Source organism: Lactobacillus juensis, from assembly GCF_036246285.1.
GTDB classification, from domain to species: Bacteria; Bacillota; Bacilli; order Lactobacillales; family Lactobacillaceae; genus Lactobacillus; species Lactobacillus juensis.
In genome coordinates, this window is sequence record NZ_BTTS01000001.1 from 450,938 (window position 1) to 468,662 (window position 17,725).

The 17,725-nt window shown below is 37.0% G+C and carries 20 protein-coding genes; 1 reads left to right on the forward strand and 19 read right to left on the reverse strand.

All coding sequences use genetic code 11. The features are described from left to right. Positions 1-33: 33 nt before the first annotated feature. From AAA926_RS02195 to AAA926_RS02255, 13 genes are all read right to left on the reverse strand, one after another. Complete coding sequence (locus AAA926_RS02195) at positions 34-339, reverse strand: YggT family protein (RefSeq protein ID WP_198179360.1); 306 nt, start codon at positions 337-339, stop codon at positions 34-36. Continuing rightward, positions 339-779: a cell division protein SepF gene (locus tag AAA926_RS02200; protein WP_223901842.1), complete on the reverse strand. Its 441-nt coding sequence runs from the start codon at positions 777-779 to the stop codon at positions 339-341. Before AAA926_RS02200 ends, AAA926_RS02195 begins: the two co-directional genes overlap by 1 nt. Before the next feature lie 15 nt (positions 780-794). Continuing rightward, positions 795-2,129 carry a cell division protein FtsZ gene (ftsZ, locus tag AAA926_RS02205; RefSeq protein WP_265892676.1) on the reverse strand — a complete coding sequence of 445 codons (1,335 nt, stop codon included), beginning with the start codon at positions 2,127-2,129 and terminating at the stop codon, positions 795-797. 14 nt (positions 2,130-2,143) lie between these two features. After that, on the reverse strand, positions 2,144-3,502 hold the full coding sequence (gene ftsA, locus AAA926_RS02210; protein ID WP_198179364.1) for a cell division protein FtsA: 1,359 nt from the start codon (positions 3,500-3,502) through the stop codon (positions 2,144-2,146). A 61-nt stretch (positions 3,503-3,563) separates the two neighbouring features. Continuing rightward, positions 3,564-4,418 carry a cell division protein FtsQ/DivIB gene (locus AAA926_RS02215; protein WP_265892677.1) on the reverse strand — a complete coding sequence of 285 codons (855 nt, stop codon included), beginning with the start codon at positions 4,416-4,418 and terminating at the stop codon, positions 3,564-3,566. A 16-nt stretch (positions 4,419-4,434) separates the two neighbouring features. Continuing rightward, the gene (gene murG / locus AAA926_RS02220) at positions 4,435-5,541 is read right to left on the reverse strand and encodes an undecaprenyldiphospho-muramoylpentapeptide beta-N-acetylglucosaminyltransferase (protein ID WP_265892678.1); all 1,107 of its coding nucleotides are present in this window, start codon (positions 5,539-5,541) and stop codon (positions 4,435-4,437) included. 1 nt (position 5,542) lies between these two features. Continuing rightward, positions 5,543-6,922, reverse strand: coding sequence for a UDP-N-acetylmuramoyl-L-alanine--D-glutamate ligase (gene murD / locus AAA926_RS02225; protein WP_338211725.1), 1,380 nt, complete (start codon positions 6,920-6,922; stop codon positions 5,543-5,545). A gap of 9 nt (positions 6,923-6,931) precedes the next feature. Then, positions 6,932-7,894 carry a phospho-N-acetylmuramoyl-pentapeptide-transferase gene (gene mraY, locus AAA926_RS02230; RefSeq protein ID WP_268741142.1) on the reverse strand — a complete coding sequence of 321 codons (963 nt, stop codon included), beginning with the start codon at positions 7,892-7,894 and terminating at the stop codon, positions 6,932-6,934. A gap of 7 nt (positions 7,895-7,901) precedes the next feature. Then, a complete protein-coding gene (locus AAA926_RS02235; RefSeq protein ID WP_265892680.1) occupies positions 7,902-10,067 on the reverse strand; it encodes a penicillin-binding transpeptidase domain-containing protein in 2,166 nt (721 codons plus the stop codon). Then, positions 10,067-10,429, reverse strand: coding sequence for a cell division protein FtsL (gene ftsL, locus AAA926_RS02240; protein ID WP_198179370.1), 363 nt, complete (start codon positions 10,427-10,429; stop codon positions 10,067-10,069). The genes AAA926_RS02235 and ftsL overlap by 1 nt, the downstream gene beginning before the upstream one ends. 12 nt (positions 10,430-10,441) lie before the next feature. Continuing rightward, on the reverse strand, positions 10,442-11,389 hold the full coding sequence (gene rsmH, locus AAA926_RS02245) for a 16S rRNA (cytosine(1402)-N(4))-methyltransferase RsmH (protein WP_338211726.1): 948 nt from the start codon (positions 11,387-11,389) through the stop codon (positions 10,442-10,444). 2 nt (positions 11,390-11,391) lie between these two features. Further along, complete coding sequence (gene mraZ / locus AAA926_RS02250) at positions 11,392-11,823, reverse strand: division/cell wall cluster transcriptional repressor MraZ (protein ID WP_046332010.1); 432 nt, start codon at positions 11,821-11,823, stop codon at positions 11,392-11,394. 166 nt (positions 11,824-11,989) lie between these two features. Further along, entirely contained in the window at positions 11,990-12,316 is a 327-nt protein-coding gene (locus tag AAA926_RS02255; RefSeq protein WP_265892681.1) for a DUF3397 domain-containing protein, read from the reverse strand. 100 nt (positions 12,317-12,416) lie between these two features. On the opposite strand from AAA926_RS02255, the gene AAA926_RS02260 reads away from it, so the two are divergent. Next, positions 12,417-12,557, forward strand: a complete 141-nt coding sequence (locus AAA926_RS02260) for a DUF4044 domain-containing protein (RefSeq protein WP_084605719.1) — start codon at positions 12,417-12,419, stop codon at positions 12,555-12,557. Positions 12,558-12,589: 32 nt separating this feature from the next. On the opposite strand, the gene mreD is transcribed toward AAA926_RS02260, so the two are convergent. The 6 genes from mreD to AAA926_RS02290 all read right to left on the reverse strand — a co-directional run bounded on the left by mreD (position 12,590) and on the right by AAA926_RS02290 (position 17,725). Then, positions 12,590-13,123: a rod shape-determining protein MreD gene (mreD, locus tag AAA926_RS02265; RefSeq protein ID WP_198179376.1), complete on the reverse strand. Its 534-nt coding sequence runs from the start codon at positions 13,121-13,123 to the stop codon at positions 12,590-12,592. Then, positions 13,123-13,974 (reverse strand): rod shape-determining protein MreC, encoded by an 852-nt coding sequence (gene mreC / locus AAA926_RS02270; protein ID WP_338211727.1) that lies wholly within the window; start codon positions 13,972-13,974, stop codon positions 13,123-13,125. The genes mreD and mreC overlap by 1 nt, the downstream gene beginning before the upstream one ends. 50 nt (positions 13,975-14,024) lie before the next feature. Next, entirely contained in the window at positions 14,025-15,029 is a 1,005-nt protein-coding gene (locus AAA926_RS02275) for a rod shape-determining protein (RefSeq protein WP_198179380.1), read from the reverse strand. Positions 15,030-15,127: 98 nt separating this feature from the next. Further along, positions 15,128-15,751, reverse strand: coding sequence for a JAB domain-containing protein (locus AAA926_RS02280; RefSeq protein WP_338211728.1), 624 nt, complete (start codon positions 15,749-15,751; stop codon positions 15,128-15,130). 35 nt (positions 15,752-15,786) lie between these two features. After that, positions 15,787-16,467 (reverse strand): HAD family hydrolase, encoded by a 681-nt coding sequence (locus AAA926_RS02285; RefSeq protein WP_265892683.1) that lies wholly within the window; start codon positions 16,465-16,467, stop codon positions 15,787-15,789. Beyond that, positions 16,448-17,725 (reverse strand): bifunctional folylpolyglutamate synthase/dihydrofolate synthase, encoded by a 1,278-nt coding sequence (locus AAA926_RS02290; RefSeq protein ID WP_265892684.1) that lies wholly within the window; start codon positions 17,723-17,725, stop codon positions 16,448-16,450. The genes AAA926_RS02285 and AAA926_RS02290 overlap by 20 nt, the downstream gene beginning before the upstream one ends.

A 17,725-nucleotide genomic window follows, 5' to 3' on the forward strand; every position in this document is an offset into this window, starting at 1 on the left:
AGGAAATTTATCAGCCCTTTATAAAAAATCAAATCAAACAAACAACCTAAATAAGATGTTTGCAACCCATTTTAAGACATAATATTGCACAAAATAAAGAAACAATAAGCCAATTAAAAATGAAATATCCAATCCAGTAGCATTAGATAGTCTGGCAATCGGTCCTTTACGAAAAAGGTTTAAATATGGATCAACTAACAAGTCGATTATGCGTCCAACAGTCGAATCACGTAAGGAAGGAACCCAACTTAAAATTGCATCGATTACCATAATGATGCTATAGATCCATATTATATAATCTAGAATATAAATGCCGTAATATATGATATTTGCTGCCATTAACTTAAAGTATCTTTCTTATCAACTAGGTCACTAATTTTGCCATTAGTAACGAATTTAGGAGGTGTTGCTAAAAATATTTTATCGCCAATACGCTGTATTTCACCATTTAGGGCATAAACTGTCCCTGTAATAAAATCAACAACTCTCCGAGCCGAAGCATCTTCCATTCTGCTAAAATTAATAATCACCGCTTTGTTATTCAACAAATTTTGTGCTACATCTTTAGCATCAGAATAAACCCGTGGCTCATAAAGAACAATTTTGCTTTTAGCTGCATTCATGCCAGATTTTATTGAAACTACATTATCACGATCAACAGCACCAGCAGAATAATTGTCCTCATTATTTAATTGTTGCTCTTCTGCATATTCGTCATCCAGCATTTCATCGTCATCGTTTGCAACACCGAAAAACTTACCTATTTTACTAAAAGCCATTTCTCTTGCCTCCCATTAGTTTTCACCACGATGCCTGAAAAATGGTATATCATCAGTATCATCGTCATCGAAAGCGTTGGTTTCGATTTGTGAAATACTACTTTGATCGTCGTCATCAAATGAACTTGATCTTTGCTCTTGATTTGAAGCAGAAGGAGTCGAGCGACGATTTCCTTCGTTATCATTGTCCAACCCCCAAACGCTTGTTGGATCAACCATGGGCCTATGCTTGGGCGCGGTTTGAACAGTTTGGGTGCCATCATCAGTTGAAGGCTTAGGTTCAATTGGTCTTTCAGCTGAATTTGTTCTAGGCATAGATGAATTAGTTTGACTAGGTTGTGACTTTATCTGGTGACTGTGACCAGGAAGCTGCTTAGAAGCTTCCTCCTCTGCTTGTGAATTTATTCCTGTAGCAATAACAGTGACAACAACCTCATCCCCTAGATTAGGATTGATGGATGTACCAAAAATAATATTAACATCATCGCCTGCAGCCTTAGAAACAATTTCAGAAGCATCCTGTGCTTCAAATAATGTCAAATCTGGTCCACCAGTGATGTTCAGGAGAACCTGCTTGGCACCATCAATTGAAACTTCAAGCAATGGTGAGGAAATTGCCAGCTTAGTTGCTTCAACAGTTCTGTTTTCTCCACTGGCACGACCGATACCCATTAACGCTGCTCCCTGATTTGCCATAACAGTTTTAACATCAGCAAAATCAAGGTTAACATAGTCAGTTGAAGTAATTAAATCAGAAATGCCTTGAACACCTTGTTTCAAAACATTATCAGCTTCTTTAAAGGCATCCATCATAGGCGTCTTTTTATCAACCATTTCTAATAAACGATTATTGGCAATGATAACAAGCGTATCAACATACTGCTTTAGTTGGGCAATGCCTTCGGCAGCATTTTTGGACCTTTTTGGACCTTCGAATGTAAAAGGACGAGTAACAACGCCAACAGTCAAAGCACCAGTTTCGCGTGCAATTTTGGCTACAATTGGTGCAGCACCAGTTCCAGTACCGCCACCCATACCGGCAGTAATGAAAATCATATCTGCACCTTTTAGTGCATCTTCAATGGTTTGCTCACTTTCTTCAGCCGCTTTTTGACCTACTTCGGGATGAGAACCAGCTCCAAGTCCCCTCGTCAATTTTGGCCCTAACTGAATTTTATTTTCAGCTTTATTACTATTTAATGCCTGTACATCCGTGTTAGCAGCTACAAAGGATACTCCCTGCACGCCATCATCGATCATTCGATTAACAGCATTACCACCAGCACCGCCGACACCAATAACTTTGATGACAGCATTTTTATTGTCGTCAGAATCGAATGTAAAATCCATCTAATTAACCACCTTTAATCAAAGAACTTTTTGAAGAAGTTCTTAAAGCCTTTATCTTTATTTTGTGTATTTTTTTTCGGTTTACTTTGCGTAGATCTTTCCCGCTTTAGTAACTCATGTCTATTATATTCTTCTTTTCTTTTAGTTTCATTAACAGCAGCTGTTCTTTTCGAAGTTTTTGTCTTTTCTTGAACAGTTGCTCCTTCTTGACCGAATGAATCCTTGCCATATATGGCGCTAATTACTAAAAAATCTATATCAGACATTTTATATGCATAGTTAACGACACCATATGCGGCTGAGTAGATTGGATTGCGCATTCCAATCTGGTCAGGTTGATAAATTCTGGCTTTTACATTTAAGGTATTGGCTATTATGCTATCAAACCCTTGTAATAGGCTGCTTCCACCAGTAATAATGACACCGCCAGGCAATTTTAAAGCATCATGCTTATCTAATCCTTTTTCAATTCTATCAATAGTCTGCATAACCCTGGCATTGATAATTTCACTTAAATAGCTTTCGTCAACCATCTGTTGACCATTTGAACCCACACTATTAACAGCAAATTTATTTTTAGCAGAAGCTAAACTCGGATCCGCATAGCCATAATCAAGTTTTATTTGTTCCGCATCTTTTTTGGACGTACTAAGAACAACAGAAATGTCATTGCTAATGTCGCTGCCACCCTCAAAATCAATATTGGCATATTTAATCTGATTATTGTGAATAACAGTAGCTGTAGTCACACCACCGCCTAAATCGAGAATAATTGAGCCAAAGTGCCGCTCACTTTCAGTTAAAGCTACGCTGGCAATAGCAAGTGGTGTTGGAACAAAAAAGTTATTAGAATAACCCGCACGCTCTATCGCCTTTTTAATATTATGCAAAGGACTTGCCGGAGCTGTTAACATGATGCCCTGTACCGACAGAGAATGGGCAATCATTTTACGGGGATCATCAACCTCAGTTTCACCATCAATTAAAAAGCGGCTTGGCAAAAAAGCAATAGGTTCACGTTCGTTTTTTACTGCAGACCTGATTGCAGCGCCCACTACGCGTCTGACATCATGGTTGCCAACTTCTTGACCATTATCGCTTACATTAACCAAATCGCTTGCAGTTTCCAGTTGAAGCATACCTACCGGTATGCCTGTTACAACCCGATAAATCTTTGCGTTTGTTTTTTTGGCTATTTCCTTTAAGGCTCTGCTGATAGCAGCTGCTGTTTCATCAATATCAACTATATTGCCATGGCGCATTCCTCTATTGGGAACTGCTACAGCTCCGATAACTTTTCCAGAATCTGCTACAACCGCTTTCACGCTCGTGGTGCCAATATCTAAGCCCACTAATAAATTTGTATTGTCCAAAATTTACCCCCTGTCGGTCCTCTTTACAAAAATTTTACCATAAAAGTAGCTTAAATTCAGCCTAAGTTAAGCCATAAGCTCTTTTTTCACTTGGTGTAAGCGGTCTGCTAAACGCGCCTACTTCCAAATCAATTAAAGTATTTTTCCCCACTTTAGTTTTTATTTTATTATAGTACTTTAATTTGCTTTTGAGGGTAGAAACGTTGCCAATGACTACATTTCCGTTTTTCATCAGAAAAATAACTTGTGACTTTCTCCTTGTGTTGCCACTTAATAATTTTATCTGCCTTTGGAAACTGACAGGCAGACTATTAAATAAATGAAGAGTTTCTTGCAACGACAATTCATGGTTATATCCCACAAAAACCGGCTTATCAGGACTTACTTTTGACCATGGAATTACCTGCGTACCTAATTTGCCAGGTGAAAGTATCTTCCGGTAGCCTTTGGCATTTTTAACGTAGCCGATCGTATGGTATTCGTCAATATTAAGAACTAAATTGTTAAAATTCTTAACATGGACATTTGTGTTTTTTATCTCAGAGTATCTTGAAGACAGCTTATGATCTATGCTGTTCTTATTCAACAGATGGTCAATTACTTTATCACTGGCTTTAATATCAGCTGTTTTTACTACTTCCCTGATTGGTAAATCATTTTCTCCTTTTATTTGAATACTTTTCACATTTGCCAAAGGAGAAATATAATACCCTAGTCCCAAAATAGCCACAACTGATACACCAACAATAAGTCCTAGACGCTTAAACAACGCAGACTTACGCTCACTACGTAATTTTGATAACGAGGCAGAGACTTTTGCTTTAGCTTTGAACTTTTTCTTCTGATTAGTTTCGTGGTCTAAATAAGGCGATAACTTTTCTTTGGGATCAATTTTTGTTACTCGCTTCTTAGTCAACTGCCTCACCTTCTTCTTACTTAGATAAATCTTGCATTACTTTAATTACTTCATCAGAAGCATCTGGAACGCCTAATTTCTTTGAAGCCTTGCTCATTTCTGTATAATATTTACGGTCTAAAACGATATGATCAATTGAGGAAATAAAATTATTGATATTAAGGTCGCTTTCTGCAATTACCGTGGCAGCGCCTGCTTTTTCCAAGTCAAGAGCATTTTTCATTTGATGATTATGAGTAACGTTTGGACTGGGAATTAATATGGCGGGAACACCTAAAGCCGTAAATTCCGCAATACTGGTTGCTCCGGATCGTGAAACCACACAGATCATTTTAGGCAAAAGTGCTGGCATGTCCTTAACATATGGCAAAATTTTAATAGTTTTACCATAATCTATTTTAGCCAGTTTTTCTTGGATTTCCTTATAATAATATGTTCCGGTTACCCAGATTATCTGATACGGCTTTTTTTGTAAACGAGTCAACGACTTAAGCATAATTCGATTGATAGCTAAAGCTCCACGAGATCCCCCAAAAACTAATACTGTAGGTATAGTTGGATTTAAATCCCATTTACTTTGCATGTCAACTTTTGTCGACGATAAGTTCAGTACTTGCTGAGAACGAGGATTTCCTGTTTTTACCAATTTTTTCTTCTCAGAAAACTGTTTAGCAGCGTCATCAAACGTATAGCAAATCTTATCTACATAGTGGCCCAAAAACTTATTAGCAACCCCAACTACTGAATTCGATTCATGAATCAAAGTTGGTATTTTCATTTTAGCTGCTTCGTAAACTACGGCACCACTTACATAGCCTCCAGTGCCCATGACAATATCAGGCTTAAAATCACTAATTATTTTTTGTGCCTTTTTAGTAGCTTTAAGAAACAACCTAATTGTAGCAAAATTACTCATTATATGTTTACGAGAAAACCCACGCATTTCGATTGTTTTGAAATTCACTCCAGCCGCCGGAACAATTTTTGCCTCCAAGCCATTTTTAGTGCCAACAAACAGAATTTCATCAGTTGTAGCTAATTTGCGCTCTTTTAAACGTTCAATGATAGCCATAATAGGGTAAATATGACCACCGGTTCCTCCACCAGTAAATATTATTCTCATTTTATTTCGTCTTCAATTCCTTTATAAAATTAACAAAATAGTCGCCACGTTCTTCAAAGGTCCTAAATTGATCCCATGACGCACAAGCTGGCGAAAACAACATTACATCACCAGGTTTGGTTAATTCATAAGCTTTCGGCACCGCCTCTTGCAACGTATTTTCAATTAAAATATGTTTAATCCCAGCTTTGCGTGCTGCATCAGCCAGGAGATAACGTGTTTGCCCGTACAGTACGACCGCTTTCACGTGCTTTTTTAAAAGAGGAATTAAAGAATCAAAAGTAAATCCTCGATCTAAGCCGCCAGCGATCCAGACTTCTGGATCTTCAAAAGCAGGAATTGCAACAGAAGCTGCTTCAATATTTGTAGATTTGGAATCGTTATATATTTTGCGGCCTTCTAGTGTCATCACGTATTGCAAGCGGTGCTTTGCACCAGCAAAAGTTGTTAAAACAGCTTTAATGTCATTGGTATCTGCACCCATTATTTGAGCAATTGCACTGGCAACCAAGGCGTTCTGCTGGTTATGGATTCCAGGTAATTTCATGTCAGAAGTCTTCATTATCTTTTCATGCTGATTTTGCAAATATCCATCAGCAATAAAATAATCAGCAGCTTGATCATTTTCAGAAAAAGTTATGAATTTAGCTCTAGTAGTTTTCCTCTCCTTTTCCAAGATATCTTTTTGATCAAAATTAGCCAAAAAATAATGATCTGGGCTCTGCGTTCTAGTAACATTCAATTTGGCATTAACATAATTTTCAAAAGTTTTATGATAATCCAAGTGAACATTGTGGTAAATATCGATGATTGTTGCTACCTTAGGATTAATATCTGTGACACCAAGCAACTGAAAACTGGAAGTTTCACAGACTAAAATATCATCCTTAGTTGCTTTTTCAACCACTTCGGATATAGGTACGCCAATGTTCCCAACTGCGTATGCATGATGACCCTTTTTAGACAAATGATGATCAAGAATTTTCTGGGTCAACATTACTGTAGTCGTTTTTCCATTCGAACCTGTAACGCAAATGTAAGGGGCCTCACTAACACTCAATGCAATTTCTGGCTCGGTAATAATAGGCAAGTTTAGTTTTTGGGCCTCTTGTACCATTAGATTTTCATAAGGGATGCCGGGATTCTTTACTAAATAATCAAAACTTTCTTGACTTAATAATTCAATTGGATGCCTGCCGTCAATCACTCGGACACCCCTTTTTTTCAATTCCTCTGCATTTTGGTTGTTACTCAAATCAGCCTGGTCATTTAAAGTCAGCTTTGCACCAAGTTTAAGCAGCAATATACTAACTGCAAAACCGCTTTTACCCAGACCTAAAACCAAAATATTTTTATTTTGATAAGTTTTAATCTGCCTCATTTACCTATTTTATCCCCATATTATTAAATATAAAAAACTACCAATTAATCCAACTATCCAGAATATAATATCTACTTTCCATTCAGAATACCCCAACATTTCGAAATGATGATGAATTGGGGTCATTTTAAAAATCCTTTTGCCTGTGGTCTGAAAAGAAATTACTTGCAGAATTACACTTGCAGTTTCACAAACAAACACAATTCCTATTAGCAAAAGAGACCAGGGTCTGTTTAAGAAAATGCTAACAGCAGCCAATCCACCGCCCAATGCCAATGATCCTGCATCACCCATAAAAATTTTAGCAGGTTTATGATTAAAAATAAAAAATGAAATTAAACCACCTATAACACTCATACAAAAGATCAAAACAGCAAAGTTCTTTTGTTTAAATGCAATATAAGAATAAGTCGCATAAGCAATAATTGAAAGTCCTGTTGCTAACCCGTCTAATCCATCTGACAAATTGACAGCGTTGGAAAAGCCAACTAACCAAAAAACTACAAAAATAGTAAATAAAATAGCGCTGTTCACAATACCAAAAAAAGGTATAAAAAGTTGCAATTGAAAATTATCTGTAGCAGCGATAATGACGATTAAAATAGCAACTAGTATTTGTAAGGAAAATTTTTGCCAAGCACGCAGACCTAGGTTGCGCTTAAAGAACAATTTAATACCGTCATCTAAAAAGCCAATTATTCCATAGCCTAACAAACTTATTAGTAAAATCCAAATTAATTTTGAAGTTTCATGTTGCCAAAAACTAACCCAAATAGTAGATACTGCAGCCGCTAGAACAAAGACTACTCCACCCATAGTAGGCGTTCCAGATTTCTTTTCATGCCATTTAGGACCTTCATCACGTATTTCTTGCCCTTCGTGATGCGTCCTCATGAAGATAATCATCCAAGGCAGAATGATTCCAGTCAATGCTAATGAACTTACTAATGCGATAATGCTAATGATCAGCATAAAAATGCTACTCCTTTAATTGTATTTTTATTTTTGTATCCGGTTTAACAGTCTCACCTTTAGCCAGACCTTGCTTAAAAACTATTCCTGTGCCTTTGATCCGTAATTTAGCTCCTGTTAAAGCTGCAAACTGATGTAACTCATCAATAGACCAGCCCTTCATATCTGGACATTTAATACTTCCACTAGTACGTACAAGCATTAATTTACCTGATTGCTGTTTTTGACCTGCTGAATATGACTGTTCAGTTATTTTATCACCCGTACCAATCTTAGCAAGTCTTAACCCAACACGCTGTGCTACCTTTTCGGCCTCTTTGTAGTTTAATCCTTTTAGGTTAGGTGTTTTAACAACCGTCGAACTGCTTAGACCATTTTTAGACATGAGAATTACTCTGTTCATCATTGGTTTGAAAATTGATGAGAGAATGACTTCAGCCGGTTTACTCATTTTACGCGGCTGTTTAACAGTGATATAAATGCAGTACCGCGGATGCTTAGCAGGGGTCACACCAACCACTGAAAAGATATAATTATTGTTACCTTTAAGATAGCCTCCGCCTTTAAGGTTTGCAATCTGAGCTGTCCCCGTCTTAACTGCAATGCTTTGACCTTTCATTTGGTAAGCCGCACCTGTGCCAATGCGTTTATTTAAAACTCGACGCATATTTTCAAGCACAGTAGCTGCAGTTTCTTTGGTATAAACGGGTTGGCCGACATTTTTAATTTGATAGCCAGTGATAGTGTGATTATCGGCATCCGTAATTTTTTCGACAAATTGCGGTTTAACCATTTGACCATCATTGGCTAGACTGCTAAATGCTTGCATCATTTGCATGACATTAACATCAACACCTTGGCCAAAACTAGTTACTGCTTGATCAATCGGAGAATTGAAAGCTATGGTTCCTGGTTGTTCACCGGGTAAGGTTACTCCCGTTTTTTCTCCAATATGAAATTTTTTTAGATACTTTTTCCAGGTCTTAGCACCCATTTGCTGCTCAATATGAACGAAGCCAGTATTGCTTGAACGTGGAAAAGCCTGTGAAAATGGGATACTTCCCCAGCCGTGAGGCTGCCAATCGTGAATTACGGATCCATTAACAGAAACAGATCCTGAATTATAGTATTGGTTAGGATGGTAATTCCCACTATTTACAGATGATGACAGCGTTAGAACTTTAAAAACAGAACCCGGTTCATAAGTATCTTGTACCAAAATGTCACGATATGAGTTTTTTAACCCTTTTTTCGTTTGCGGATTAAAAGTTGGCCTTTGAGAGGCAGCTAAAACTTTTCCCGTTTTAATATCTTCAACAACAGCTGTCATGGAAACAGGATTAAACGCATTTTGAACATAGGAAAGCCTGCTTTCAAGATACTCCTGCAGCTGAGAATCAATGGTTAGATAAATATTGTTACCATCGACTGGTGCCTTATAGGTATGCGTACTATTTGGTGTCTGAAAATTAGAAGCATCTACTGCTGAAACCTGATAACCATTTTTTCCAGTGAGTACGTCATCATACCAAGCTTCAAGTCCCATTGTGCCTTCGAGATTCTGCTGCTTGGTTTTTTTATCATATACTGGTGAAGCCATTCCTATTACATGTGAGGCAAAATTACCATTAGGATAAAGCCGAGACTGAGTTTCAAAGAATTTAATCCCAGGCAAATTCATCTTTTCAATTTTATCTTTTTGCTGTTTGGACAAATTAGAACCTGCAGTACCAAATTGTACCTGAAAAACAGGACGAGCAGGATTAAGATATTTTAAAATTTCACTCGCTTTAAGAGGTAAGACTTGGGCTAATTTATTAGCAGTTTTATTTTTATTAACAACATATTCAGGTTGATTTTTATAATTGATAGAAGATTTATCTAAAATAGCATAAATAGTATATAAATGAGAATCTTGAGCAACTGCCAAGCCATTGCGATCATAAATTGTACCGCGATTAGCCTTTAATACCTGATTACGCATGTATAATTGCTCAGTTTTAGCAGTTAGATTTTGACCATTAATAGTCTTGGATATGCCAATATATAAAAATCTTCCTATAAATACGAGAAAAACCAAAGCAACAGCTACCTCGAGAAATCTCCCGACTGTAAAACGGTATCCGTGAGCTTTGGAATTAGAGTTACTTATCTTACTAATGTGCTTTTTCATCAGCGTATAGTCCTAATATTTTTCTCATTCAAGGCTAACCCCTTGCTACGTGCAATTTTGTTCATGCGAGAGCTTGAGGTTAACTCACCTAATTCTTGATGCAAATCTCCAACTTGACTTTGCCCTTTTGCAACTGCACGTTGCACATTGGTAAGTTCATGTTGAGCTGAAGTAGCAGAAATACTGGAAGAAACTAGCATTGTCATTAAGCCAATGGTTATTATCGTTCCCAATACAAGCAAGGACTTTTCAAAGCCGGTCCAAGCAACGTTGTGATGATTGAGAACTTGACGTTGTCTCTTCTTTGGATCTCTTTGCTCATTAGGATTAAACTCTACTTTTCTTGCTAAATTATCAGCCATTGTTTTTCCTCTTTACAATTTTTCTGCAACTCGCAACTTTGCACTGTGTGAGCGATTATTATTCTTTAACTCTTCAGCTGAGGCAACAATGGGTTTGCGGTTAACTAAACGAAGCATTGGCTTCAAGCTGTCAGGTATAACAGGCATTCCCCTGGGAACATCAACTTCAGAGTATTTTTTAAAAATGTTTTTTACAATTTTGTCTTCATCAGACTGAAAGGTAATCACACTAATTCGACCACCAGGTTTTAACAAATGAACCGCTTCTTCAAGTGACTCACTTAAAACATCAAGCTCGTGATTTACAGCAACACGCAAAGCCTGAAAGGTCTTTTTTGCTGGATGCCCACCAGTCCTTCTTGCAAACGCAGGAATCGCTTCCTTAATTATATCAACAAGTTCAAATGTTGTTTCAATCGGCTTTTTTTGTCTTTTTAGGACAATTTTATGAGCAATCTGGCGAGAATATTTTTCCCCACCAAATTTATACAAAATATTTGCCAATTCTTTTTGACTTGAGTTATTTACTAGTTGATAAGCATCAAGACTTTGCTCCTGATCCATTCTCATATCTAATCTAGCATCAAAACGGTAAGAAAAACCCCTTTGTGCCTGATCAAATTGTGGTGAAGAAACTCCCAAATCATAGTAAATTCCATCTATACCATTATGATAACCCAGCTCAACCAGATTCTCTTTTAAATGGCTAAAATTATCGTGTACCAATTGTAATTTGGGATCAGCATTTTGAACAAGTAAATCAGCAAAGTTTAACTTAGCCGAATTTATTGCATATTCATCTTGATCAAAGCCAATTAAAGTGCCACTAGCAAGTTTGCTCAATAAATATTTTGCATGACCGCCACCGCCAAAAGTTGCGTCTACATAAAGACCACCATTTTTTAGTTTTAAATTATCGATTGTTTGGTGTAAGAGTACACTGGTGTGTTTGAATTCCATAATTATAGTTCAATATCGTCCAAATTTTCTGCAATATCATCATAGTTTTCATTGGCTTCATCACTAAAGCTTTCCCAACGTTCCTTAGACCAAATTTCAATTCGATCAGAAACTCCTACAATGACACATTCTTTGACAAGGGAAGCGTGTTTCTTCAACGTTGTGGTCAGATTCACACGACCTTGTTTGTCAAATTCGCATTCCATCGCACCAGAGTAAAACAAACGCGTAAAACTGCGCGCATTTCTCTTAGTTAGTGGAAGTTGCGCTAGTTTAGCTTCAATTTTTTGCCATGCCTCTGTGGTATAGCCAAAAATGCAGCCTTCCATTCCGCGAGTAAATATCATTTTGTCACCAATCTGACTACGCAAACGGGCAGGTATAATTAACCGCCCTTTGCTGTCGAGATTGTGATGATATTCACCCATGAACATGGCTTAGCCCCCTTCCACTAAATAATTTACCACAATTCACCACTTCCTACCACTTTTTAGTCAAAAAAGTTAAATATTTATTTTTTAATGACACAAAAAGAAAAAATCGCAAACCAATTCAGGTTTGCGACTAGACTTTTTTAAAAATTTTTATTAAAAAGTTTGACTATATCATCAAAAATAATAGACCCAGATACCAAAAAATAGTATTTACAGTTAAGTAATCCCAGATTTTACGCAGAGTCTTACTTAAAGAGAGATTTTTATTTTTAACAGCATCAGATATTGCTACGACTATAACCAGGAAGAAAAAGACAAAAAAACCATAAGGCAGAAACTCAGGCCTTTTTTGGTGCAGTGTAATTAAGTGACAGGCATATATAAAAAAGAAGGGTAATAAATCATATCCCCTAAATTGAGCCTTAGGAAACATCTTATTGACAATATATGCTAAAGCAAGACCTAGAACAGGTATCAATATAATTAAAAGCATTACTTACATCCTCTATCATTTAATATCTATTTTATCTTACTCTGCGATTGAAAAAAACTATTAAGTAGCATAAAATATTGTTCAAGTAGGAGGTCAATCAATGACACGTAGACATAAGAAAAAGAGATCTAAATTTCAAAAATTAACAATTGCCATGGCTTGGCTAATGGCGATTATTACTTTAGTGGCAATTGTGATGCAGGTTGTTGGTGCATTATCAAGCTTTGGCTTTTTTGAGTAAAAAACGTGAGATACAAATCTCACGTTTTTTATTTATTGTCGATAATTGTCTAAGTTAACCATAAAAGGATAGTTAAGAACCAAGTTCCACCATAATTTATAGGTAGCACAAACAAATATAAACACCCAGCACAATGTTGGCAAAATACTTTGCACCAACTTTAAGATACCTATGCTTGATAAGCCCGTCATATTTAAAATCAGCCATGTGTAGGCCTCAATTAGAACAGAAGCAATTAAAACTGCCAGAAGTTTGGCCCAAAATACTTCAGGCAGAATCCGTGCAGATTTTTGCAATAACCATGAAATTATCGGCAGGCTAATTGCATAGATGCCTATAATGCCAAAAAAATAAATATCACTAACTATCCCTGCACCTAAGGCCAGCCAAACTTCCTTGCTATTGGTATCATCAAAAAGTGCAATTAGCATCATACTAACAGGTACTAATAAGTTCGAAGCTTTACCAATTGAGAAAAACTGATGCAGATAAAAAGATAAGCTACCACTGATAGCCAAAGCAACGTATAATGCTAAGACAAGAGTAAATTTCCGCAGTGTCTTCATTAGTCGCTCACTTTCCTTTTGATAACTGTGACAATGGAAGGATCGTTCAACTCGCCAGCCGGATTGATCTTGATCAAATCAGATAAGCCAAAAGAATCATGTGTTGTAGCAGAAATAGTTCCTATCAGCAAACCTTTGGGTGAATTACCACCCATTCCACTAGTATATATTTTGGTACCACGCTTGAGCTTTTTACTATCAATTGCTTGGGTAAAAGCTAAAGTTTTGTCGCCAATTACTGTAATAATTCCATGAACTTTTTTACCATTTATGGCTTGTGCTTGTACTGCAAAGCGGTTTGCTGACTTGTCACTGGTAGTAATTAACTCCACTTTTGCCGAAGCTGCACTGACTTCTATTATACGACCGATTACTCCACCGCCTGACATCACAGCCATATTCTTGCGCAAACCGGACGTAGTTCCTTTGTTGATAACTAGAAGGTCTGTCCAGCTGTCAGGCGAACGCGAAATCACGGAGGCTTGAACCATATCATAGTCCGTTAACGTTTCTTTTAATTTTAAAGCAGATTTAAGTTGCTTATTTTCAGCTTCAAGACTTGAGTTACGAGCTTTTGTTTGTTCCAAATCGGTTATTTGGCTCTTAAGATAGTTATTTTCATCTTGCGTATTCAGTAAATCATGTACATTATTTAAACTGCCGGACACAAAACTAAGAGGAAAATCAATAATTCTTGATCCAACGGCGACTATATCATTACCAAAACTTTGGATAATCAATGGGGTGTTACGCTTGTTGCGCAAACTAACACTACCACCTAAAATTGTAAAAACTAAAATAACTGCTACAACTGCTGACAACAGTTTTTTATTCTGTAAAAATTTCTTCATTTGGAAACAGTCCCTAAAGAAAAATCGGCAATACCAGCCGACTTTTTATATTATCTGCGACTTTTACGCATTACTTCAATATTTTTCAGAGACTCACCTGTACCGACCGCAACACAATCTAATGGATCTTGCGCTATAAACACCGGAACTTTAGTTGCTTCGGAAATAACATCGGGTAAATTCTTAAGTAAGGCTCCTCCACCCGTTAACACAATGCCATGATCAATTACATCTGCTGCAATTTCAGGAGAAGTTTGTTCTAAAGTTTCTTTGATAGCAACAATGATATCTTGAACGACATCTTGAATTGCTTTTGAGACATCAACTGCTTTAACATCGACTGATTTTGGCAATCCTGTAACCAAATCACGACCACGAATATTGACAGATTCAATGCCTTCTGCTTTTTCAACCGAGGCGGAACCGATTTGGATTTTAATGTCTTCGGCAGTTCTTTCCCCAATTAAAAGATTAAAATTAGAATGTACATAATTCACAATTGCAGTATTAAACTTATCACCAGCTTGGCGAATTGATGTAGATGATACAATGCCACCTAGTGAAATAGTAGCGACATCTGTAGTTCCACCACCAATATCCACGACCATTGAACCAGTAGGATCCATTACTGGCAATCCAGCTCCAATGGCGGCTGCAAAAGGTTCTTCTATTACAAAGGCTTCACGCGCACCAGCTACACGAGCAGCATCAATAACTGCCCGTTTTTCAACTTCAGTTACTCCCGAAGGTACACAAATCATAGCTGAAGGTTTGGAGTTGCCTACAGTCTTTTCTATAAAATACTTAAGCATAGAGGCAGTTGTATCATAATCAGCAATTACGCCATCTTTCATTGGCCTGATAGCCACTATGCTTTCCGGTGTCCTGCCGATCATTTCTCTTGCTTCTGACCCTACCGCAATCACTTTTCCAGTATGGGTGTTTTTAGCCACAACAGAAGGCTCTCTTAAAACAATTCCTTTACCTTCCATATAAACAAGAGTATTGGCCGTCCCTAAATCGATGCCAATATTTTTTGCTCCTAATCCAAACACGTAAATCTCTCCTTAATTATTGCAGTCTCTAAATCTTGAATAATTATAGCATAAAGTGCAACTTAAAAAAGAAAATGAAATGTAACTTTAAGATGAATTTAAAATAATTGCCGTTCACGCAAACTCACATATTGTCCCTTCCCCACAATAAAATGATCAAGAAAGTCAATATGAAATAATTCAGAAGCTGCAAAAAGCATTTTAGTTAGCTCTATATCGCTTTTTGATGGAATTAAATTGCCACTTGGATGATTATGAACCACAAAAAAGCCTGCACAGGCATAAATTACTGCCCAACGGAAAATTTCCCGTGGATGAGCAATTGATTTATCTAAAGTTCCTTGAAATAATCTTTTTTCAGCAACAATGTGATTACTGTTATCAATATAAACTGCCCACAATTCTTCTTGTTTACGGCCCGCCAATTTGTCCAACAGATATGTGCCGACTTCATCACTTGAGGTCATAATGAGTTCACGGTCGGGAACCGCCGACCTTAGTCTTTCAAATAGTCCCTCACAAAGAACGGCTAAATTATTATCACATTGACTGCCTGAAATATATTTAAGCAAGTCATTAAAGTTTTCGATTTTTAGCTCTGTGAGTTTTGTAAAAAGTTCATCGAATTTCTCTATGCCATGTTCTTTCAACTCATCAAAAAAGTTGCTTAACATTTCCCAGTCAGTTTTCATTAAATAGTGATTAGATTTTATCAATTCCATAAAACCCTTCCTTTCACTATTAAATACGTGGAAAACTAGCAAACCTTTTTCAGAAATTCATAAAAATCGTGACAGACAAATACAGCATTCTGGTAATCTTTTTTACTTGCTGGAATTAAATCAGGCACCATCACGCATTTCAAATCGGCATTGACAGCAGCTAAGAGTCCTGGAGAAGAATCTTCGAAAGCTAAAATATTATTTTGAGGGACCTGTAATTTTTTAGCAGCCAAAAGATAAATATCTGGAGCTGGTTTAGGCTTAACGTTATTCTTTTTAACATCGTCATAATTTAGGTGAAATTGAAAATAATTGCGGCTGCCAGTTGCCCACAAGTTATGCTCTACCACATCTTCTGTATTGCTGGTAACTACTGCCATCGGCAAACCAGCTTTTTGAAAAAGATCAAGAGCTTTTTGCACGCCAGGACGCAATTTTAATTTACCTTCCTCAGTCCACTCCCAGACCAAGTCATCCGTACGCTTAATAAATTGGTCCCGCTGCTTCCTATTTTTAAAGTATTTGAGATAAAAATCGTCCATATCAGTAGTTGTCGAGCCGACTAATTTAAGATAGATATCATCAGGAGTACCTAAATCCGCCTCTTTTGCCGCCTGAATATTGGCTTCCCAGTATAAATTTTCAGAATTGACCAGCAATCCATCCATATCAAATAAAATTCCCTTAATTTCATCATCAATACCTTGAACCCGCATTTTTTGTCTCCATTTGTAAAATATTACCAACTAAATAAAAAGATCCTGTCACTAGCAGTATATCATTTGTCTGACTCTTCTGCTTTAAATTCTCATAAGCTGCCTGCCAATCAGACATAAATTGGTATTTTTCCTGAATCCATTTGGGAAAGTCTTTTTTCTTAGCTGCACGCGGATAATCTATTGTAGTTAAGTAGACTTCATCAGTAGCTTGGAGCTGGTCAAACACCTGTTCAATATCCTTATCTTTCATCATCATGATTAAAACTCTAAATTGGCCTTGCCTTTTCTTTTGTTCACAATGAGCATAATTAAGCAGGTTTTGCACAGCTTGAATATTATGTGCACCGTCAAGAACTATCAAGGGATTGTTTTGCATTACTTGATAGCGACCGGGCACAACAGTCCGATTAATTGCGTCACTAATATTATTTTGAGATAGTGGAAGACCTAACATGCTGAAGGCCTCAACTGCAATGCCTACATCGTAACCTTCAACAATAGGCCTAGGTAAAAAAGAAAATTTTTGGGTTTGAGTTTTCAAAGTTAAGCTTTCATTTTGGCTAATTTTAAAATCCTTTCCCAGTTGTTTAAGCGGTGCACTTTCTTCTTGGGCTTTTTGCTGAATAATGGACAGCACCTCTTTAGGAACATTGCCGATAATCACAGGACGATTTTTCTTGATCACCCCACTTTTTTCACGCGCAATATCCTGAAGTGTGGGTCCGATAATTTGTTCATGATCTAAACCAATCGTGGTAATTACGCTGATTTCAGGTGTAATCACGTTTGTCTTGTCATGCTCGCCACCTATGCCAACTTCTATGACAGCATAGTCACATTTTTTTCTTGCAAAATAGAGAAAAGCCATGACCACTTCATATTCAAAAGTTACCAAAGAAAAAGCCGGATTTTCTCTACGAATTTTTGCCAAAGCTGATTCTATGGCATTAGCTGTCTTTACTAAATCTGCGTCACTAATATTTTGCCCATTTAATTGAATACGTTCGTTAAATTCAAACACATATGGCGAAACAAAAAGGCCAGTCTTCTGACCGGCCTTTTGCAGCAAGCTGCTCAAATAGTATGAAGTAGATCCTTTACCATTAGTGCCCGTAACGTGAATTGTTTTAACTTTATCTTGGGGATTATTTAAAAAAGTCAGTACTTTCTTTATATAAGATAGATCTGCTTTTTCATGTAATTTTGGAAGTGAATATAAATAATTAATCACATCTTGAGCTTTAGTAAAAGTCAC

Excerpts from the sequence above, each read along its gene's own strand:
- AAA926_RS02195 (WP_198179360.1), bottom strand. The coding sequence starts at position 339 with ATGGCAGCAAATATCATATATTACGGCATTTATATTCTAGATTATATA.
- AAA926_RS02200 (WP_223901842.1), bottom strand. The coding sequence starts at position 779 with ATGGCTTTTAGTAAAATAGGTAAGTTTTTCGGTGTTGCAAACGATGAC.
- ftsZ (WP_265892676.1), bottom strand. The coding sequence starts at position 2,129 with ATGGATTTTACATTCGATTCTGACGACAATAAAAATGCTGTCATCAAA.
- murG (WP_265892678.1), bottom strand. The coding sequence starts at position 5,541 with ATGAGAATAATATTTACTGGTGGAGGAACCGGTGGTCATATTTACCCT.
- murD (WP_338211725.1), bottom strand. The coding sequence starts at position 6,922 with ATGAGGCAGATTAAAACTTATCAAAATAAAAATATTTTGGTTTTAGGT.
- mraY (WP_268741142.1), bottom strand. The coding sequence starts at position 7,894 with ATGCTGATCATTAGCATTATCGCATTAGTAAGTTCATTAGCATTGACT.
- AAA926_RS02235 (WP_265892680.1), bottom strand. The coding sequence starts at position 10,067 with ATGAAAAAGCACATTAGTAAGATAAGTAACTCTAATTCCAAAGCTCAC.
- ftsL (WP_198179370.1), bottom strand. The coding sequence starts at position 10,429 with ATGGCTGATAATTTAGCAAGAAAAGTAGAGTTTAATCCTAATGAGCAA.
- rsmH (WP_338211726.1), bottom strand. The coding sequence starts at position 11,389 with ATGGAATTCAAACACACCAGTGTACTCTTACACCAAACAATCGATAAT.
- mraZ (WP_046332010.1), bottom strand. The coding sequence starts at position 11,823 with ATGTTCATGGGTGAATATCATCACAATCTCGACAGCAAAGGGCGGTTA.
- AAA926_RS02255 (WP_265892681.1), bottom strand. The coding sequence starts at position 12,316 with ATGCTTTTAATTATATTGATACCTGTTCTAGGTCTTGCTTTAGCATAT.
- AAA926_RS02260 (WP_084605719.1), top strand. The coding sequence starts at position 12,417 with ATGACACGTAGACATAAGAAAAAGAGATCTAAATTTCAAAAATTAACA.
- mreD (WP_198179376.1), bottom strand. The coding sequence starts at position 13,123 with ATGAAGACACTGCGGAAATTTACTCTTGTCTTAGCATTATACGTTGCT.
- mreC (WP_338211727.1), bottom strand. The coding sequence starts at position 13,974 with ATGAAGAAATTTTTACAGAATAAAAAACTGTTGTCAGCAGTTGTAGCA.
- AAA926_RS02280 (WP_338211728.1), bottom strand. The coding sequence starts at position 15,751 with ATGGAATTGATAAAATCTAATCACTATTTAATGAAAACTGACTGGGAA.
- AAA926_RS02285 (WP_265892683.1), bottom strand. The coding sequence starts at position 16,467 with ATGCGGGTTCAAGGTATTGATGATGAAATTAAGGGAATTTTATTTGAT.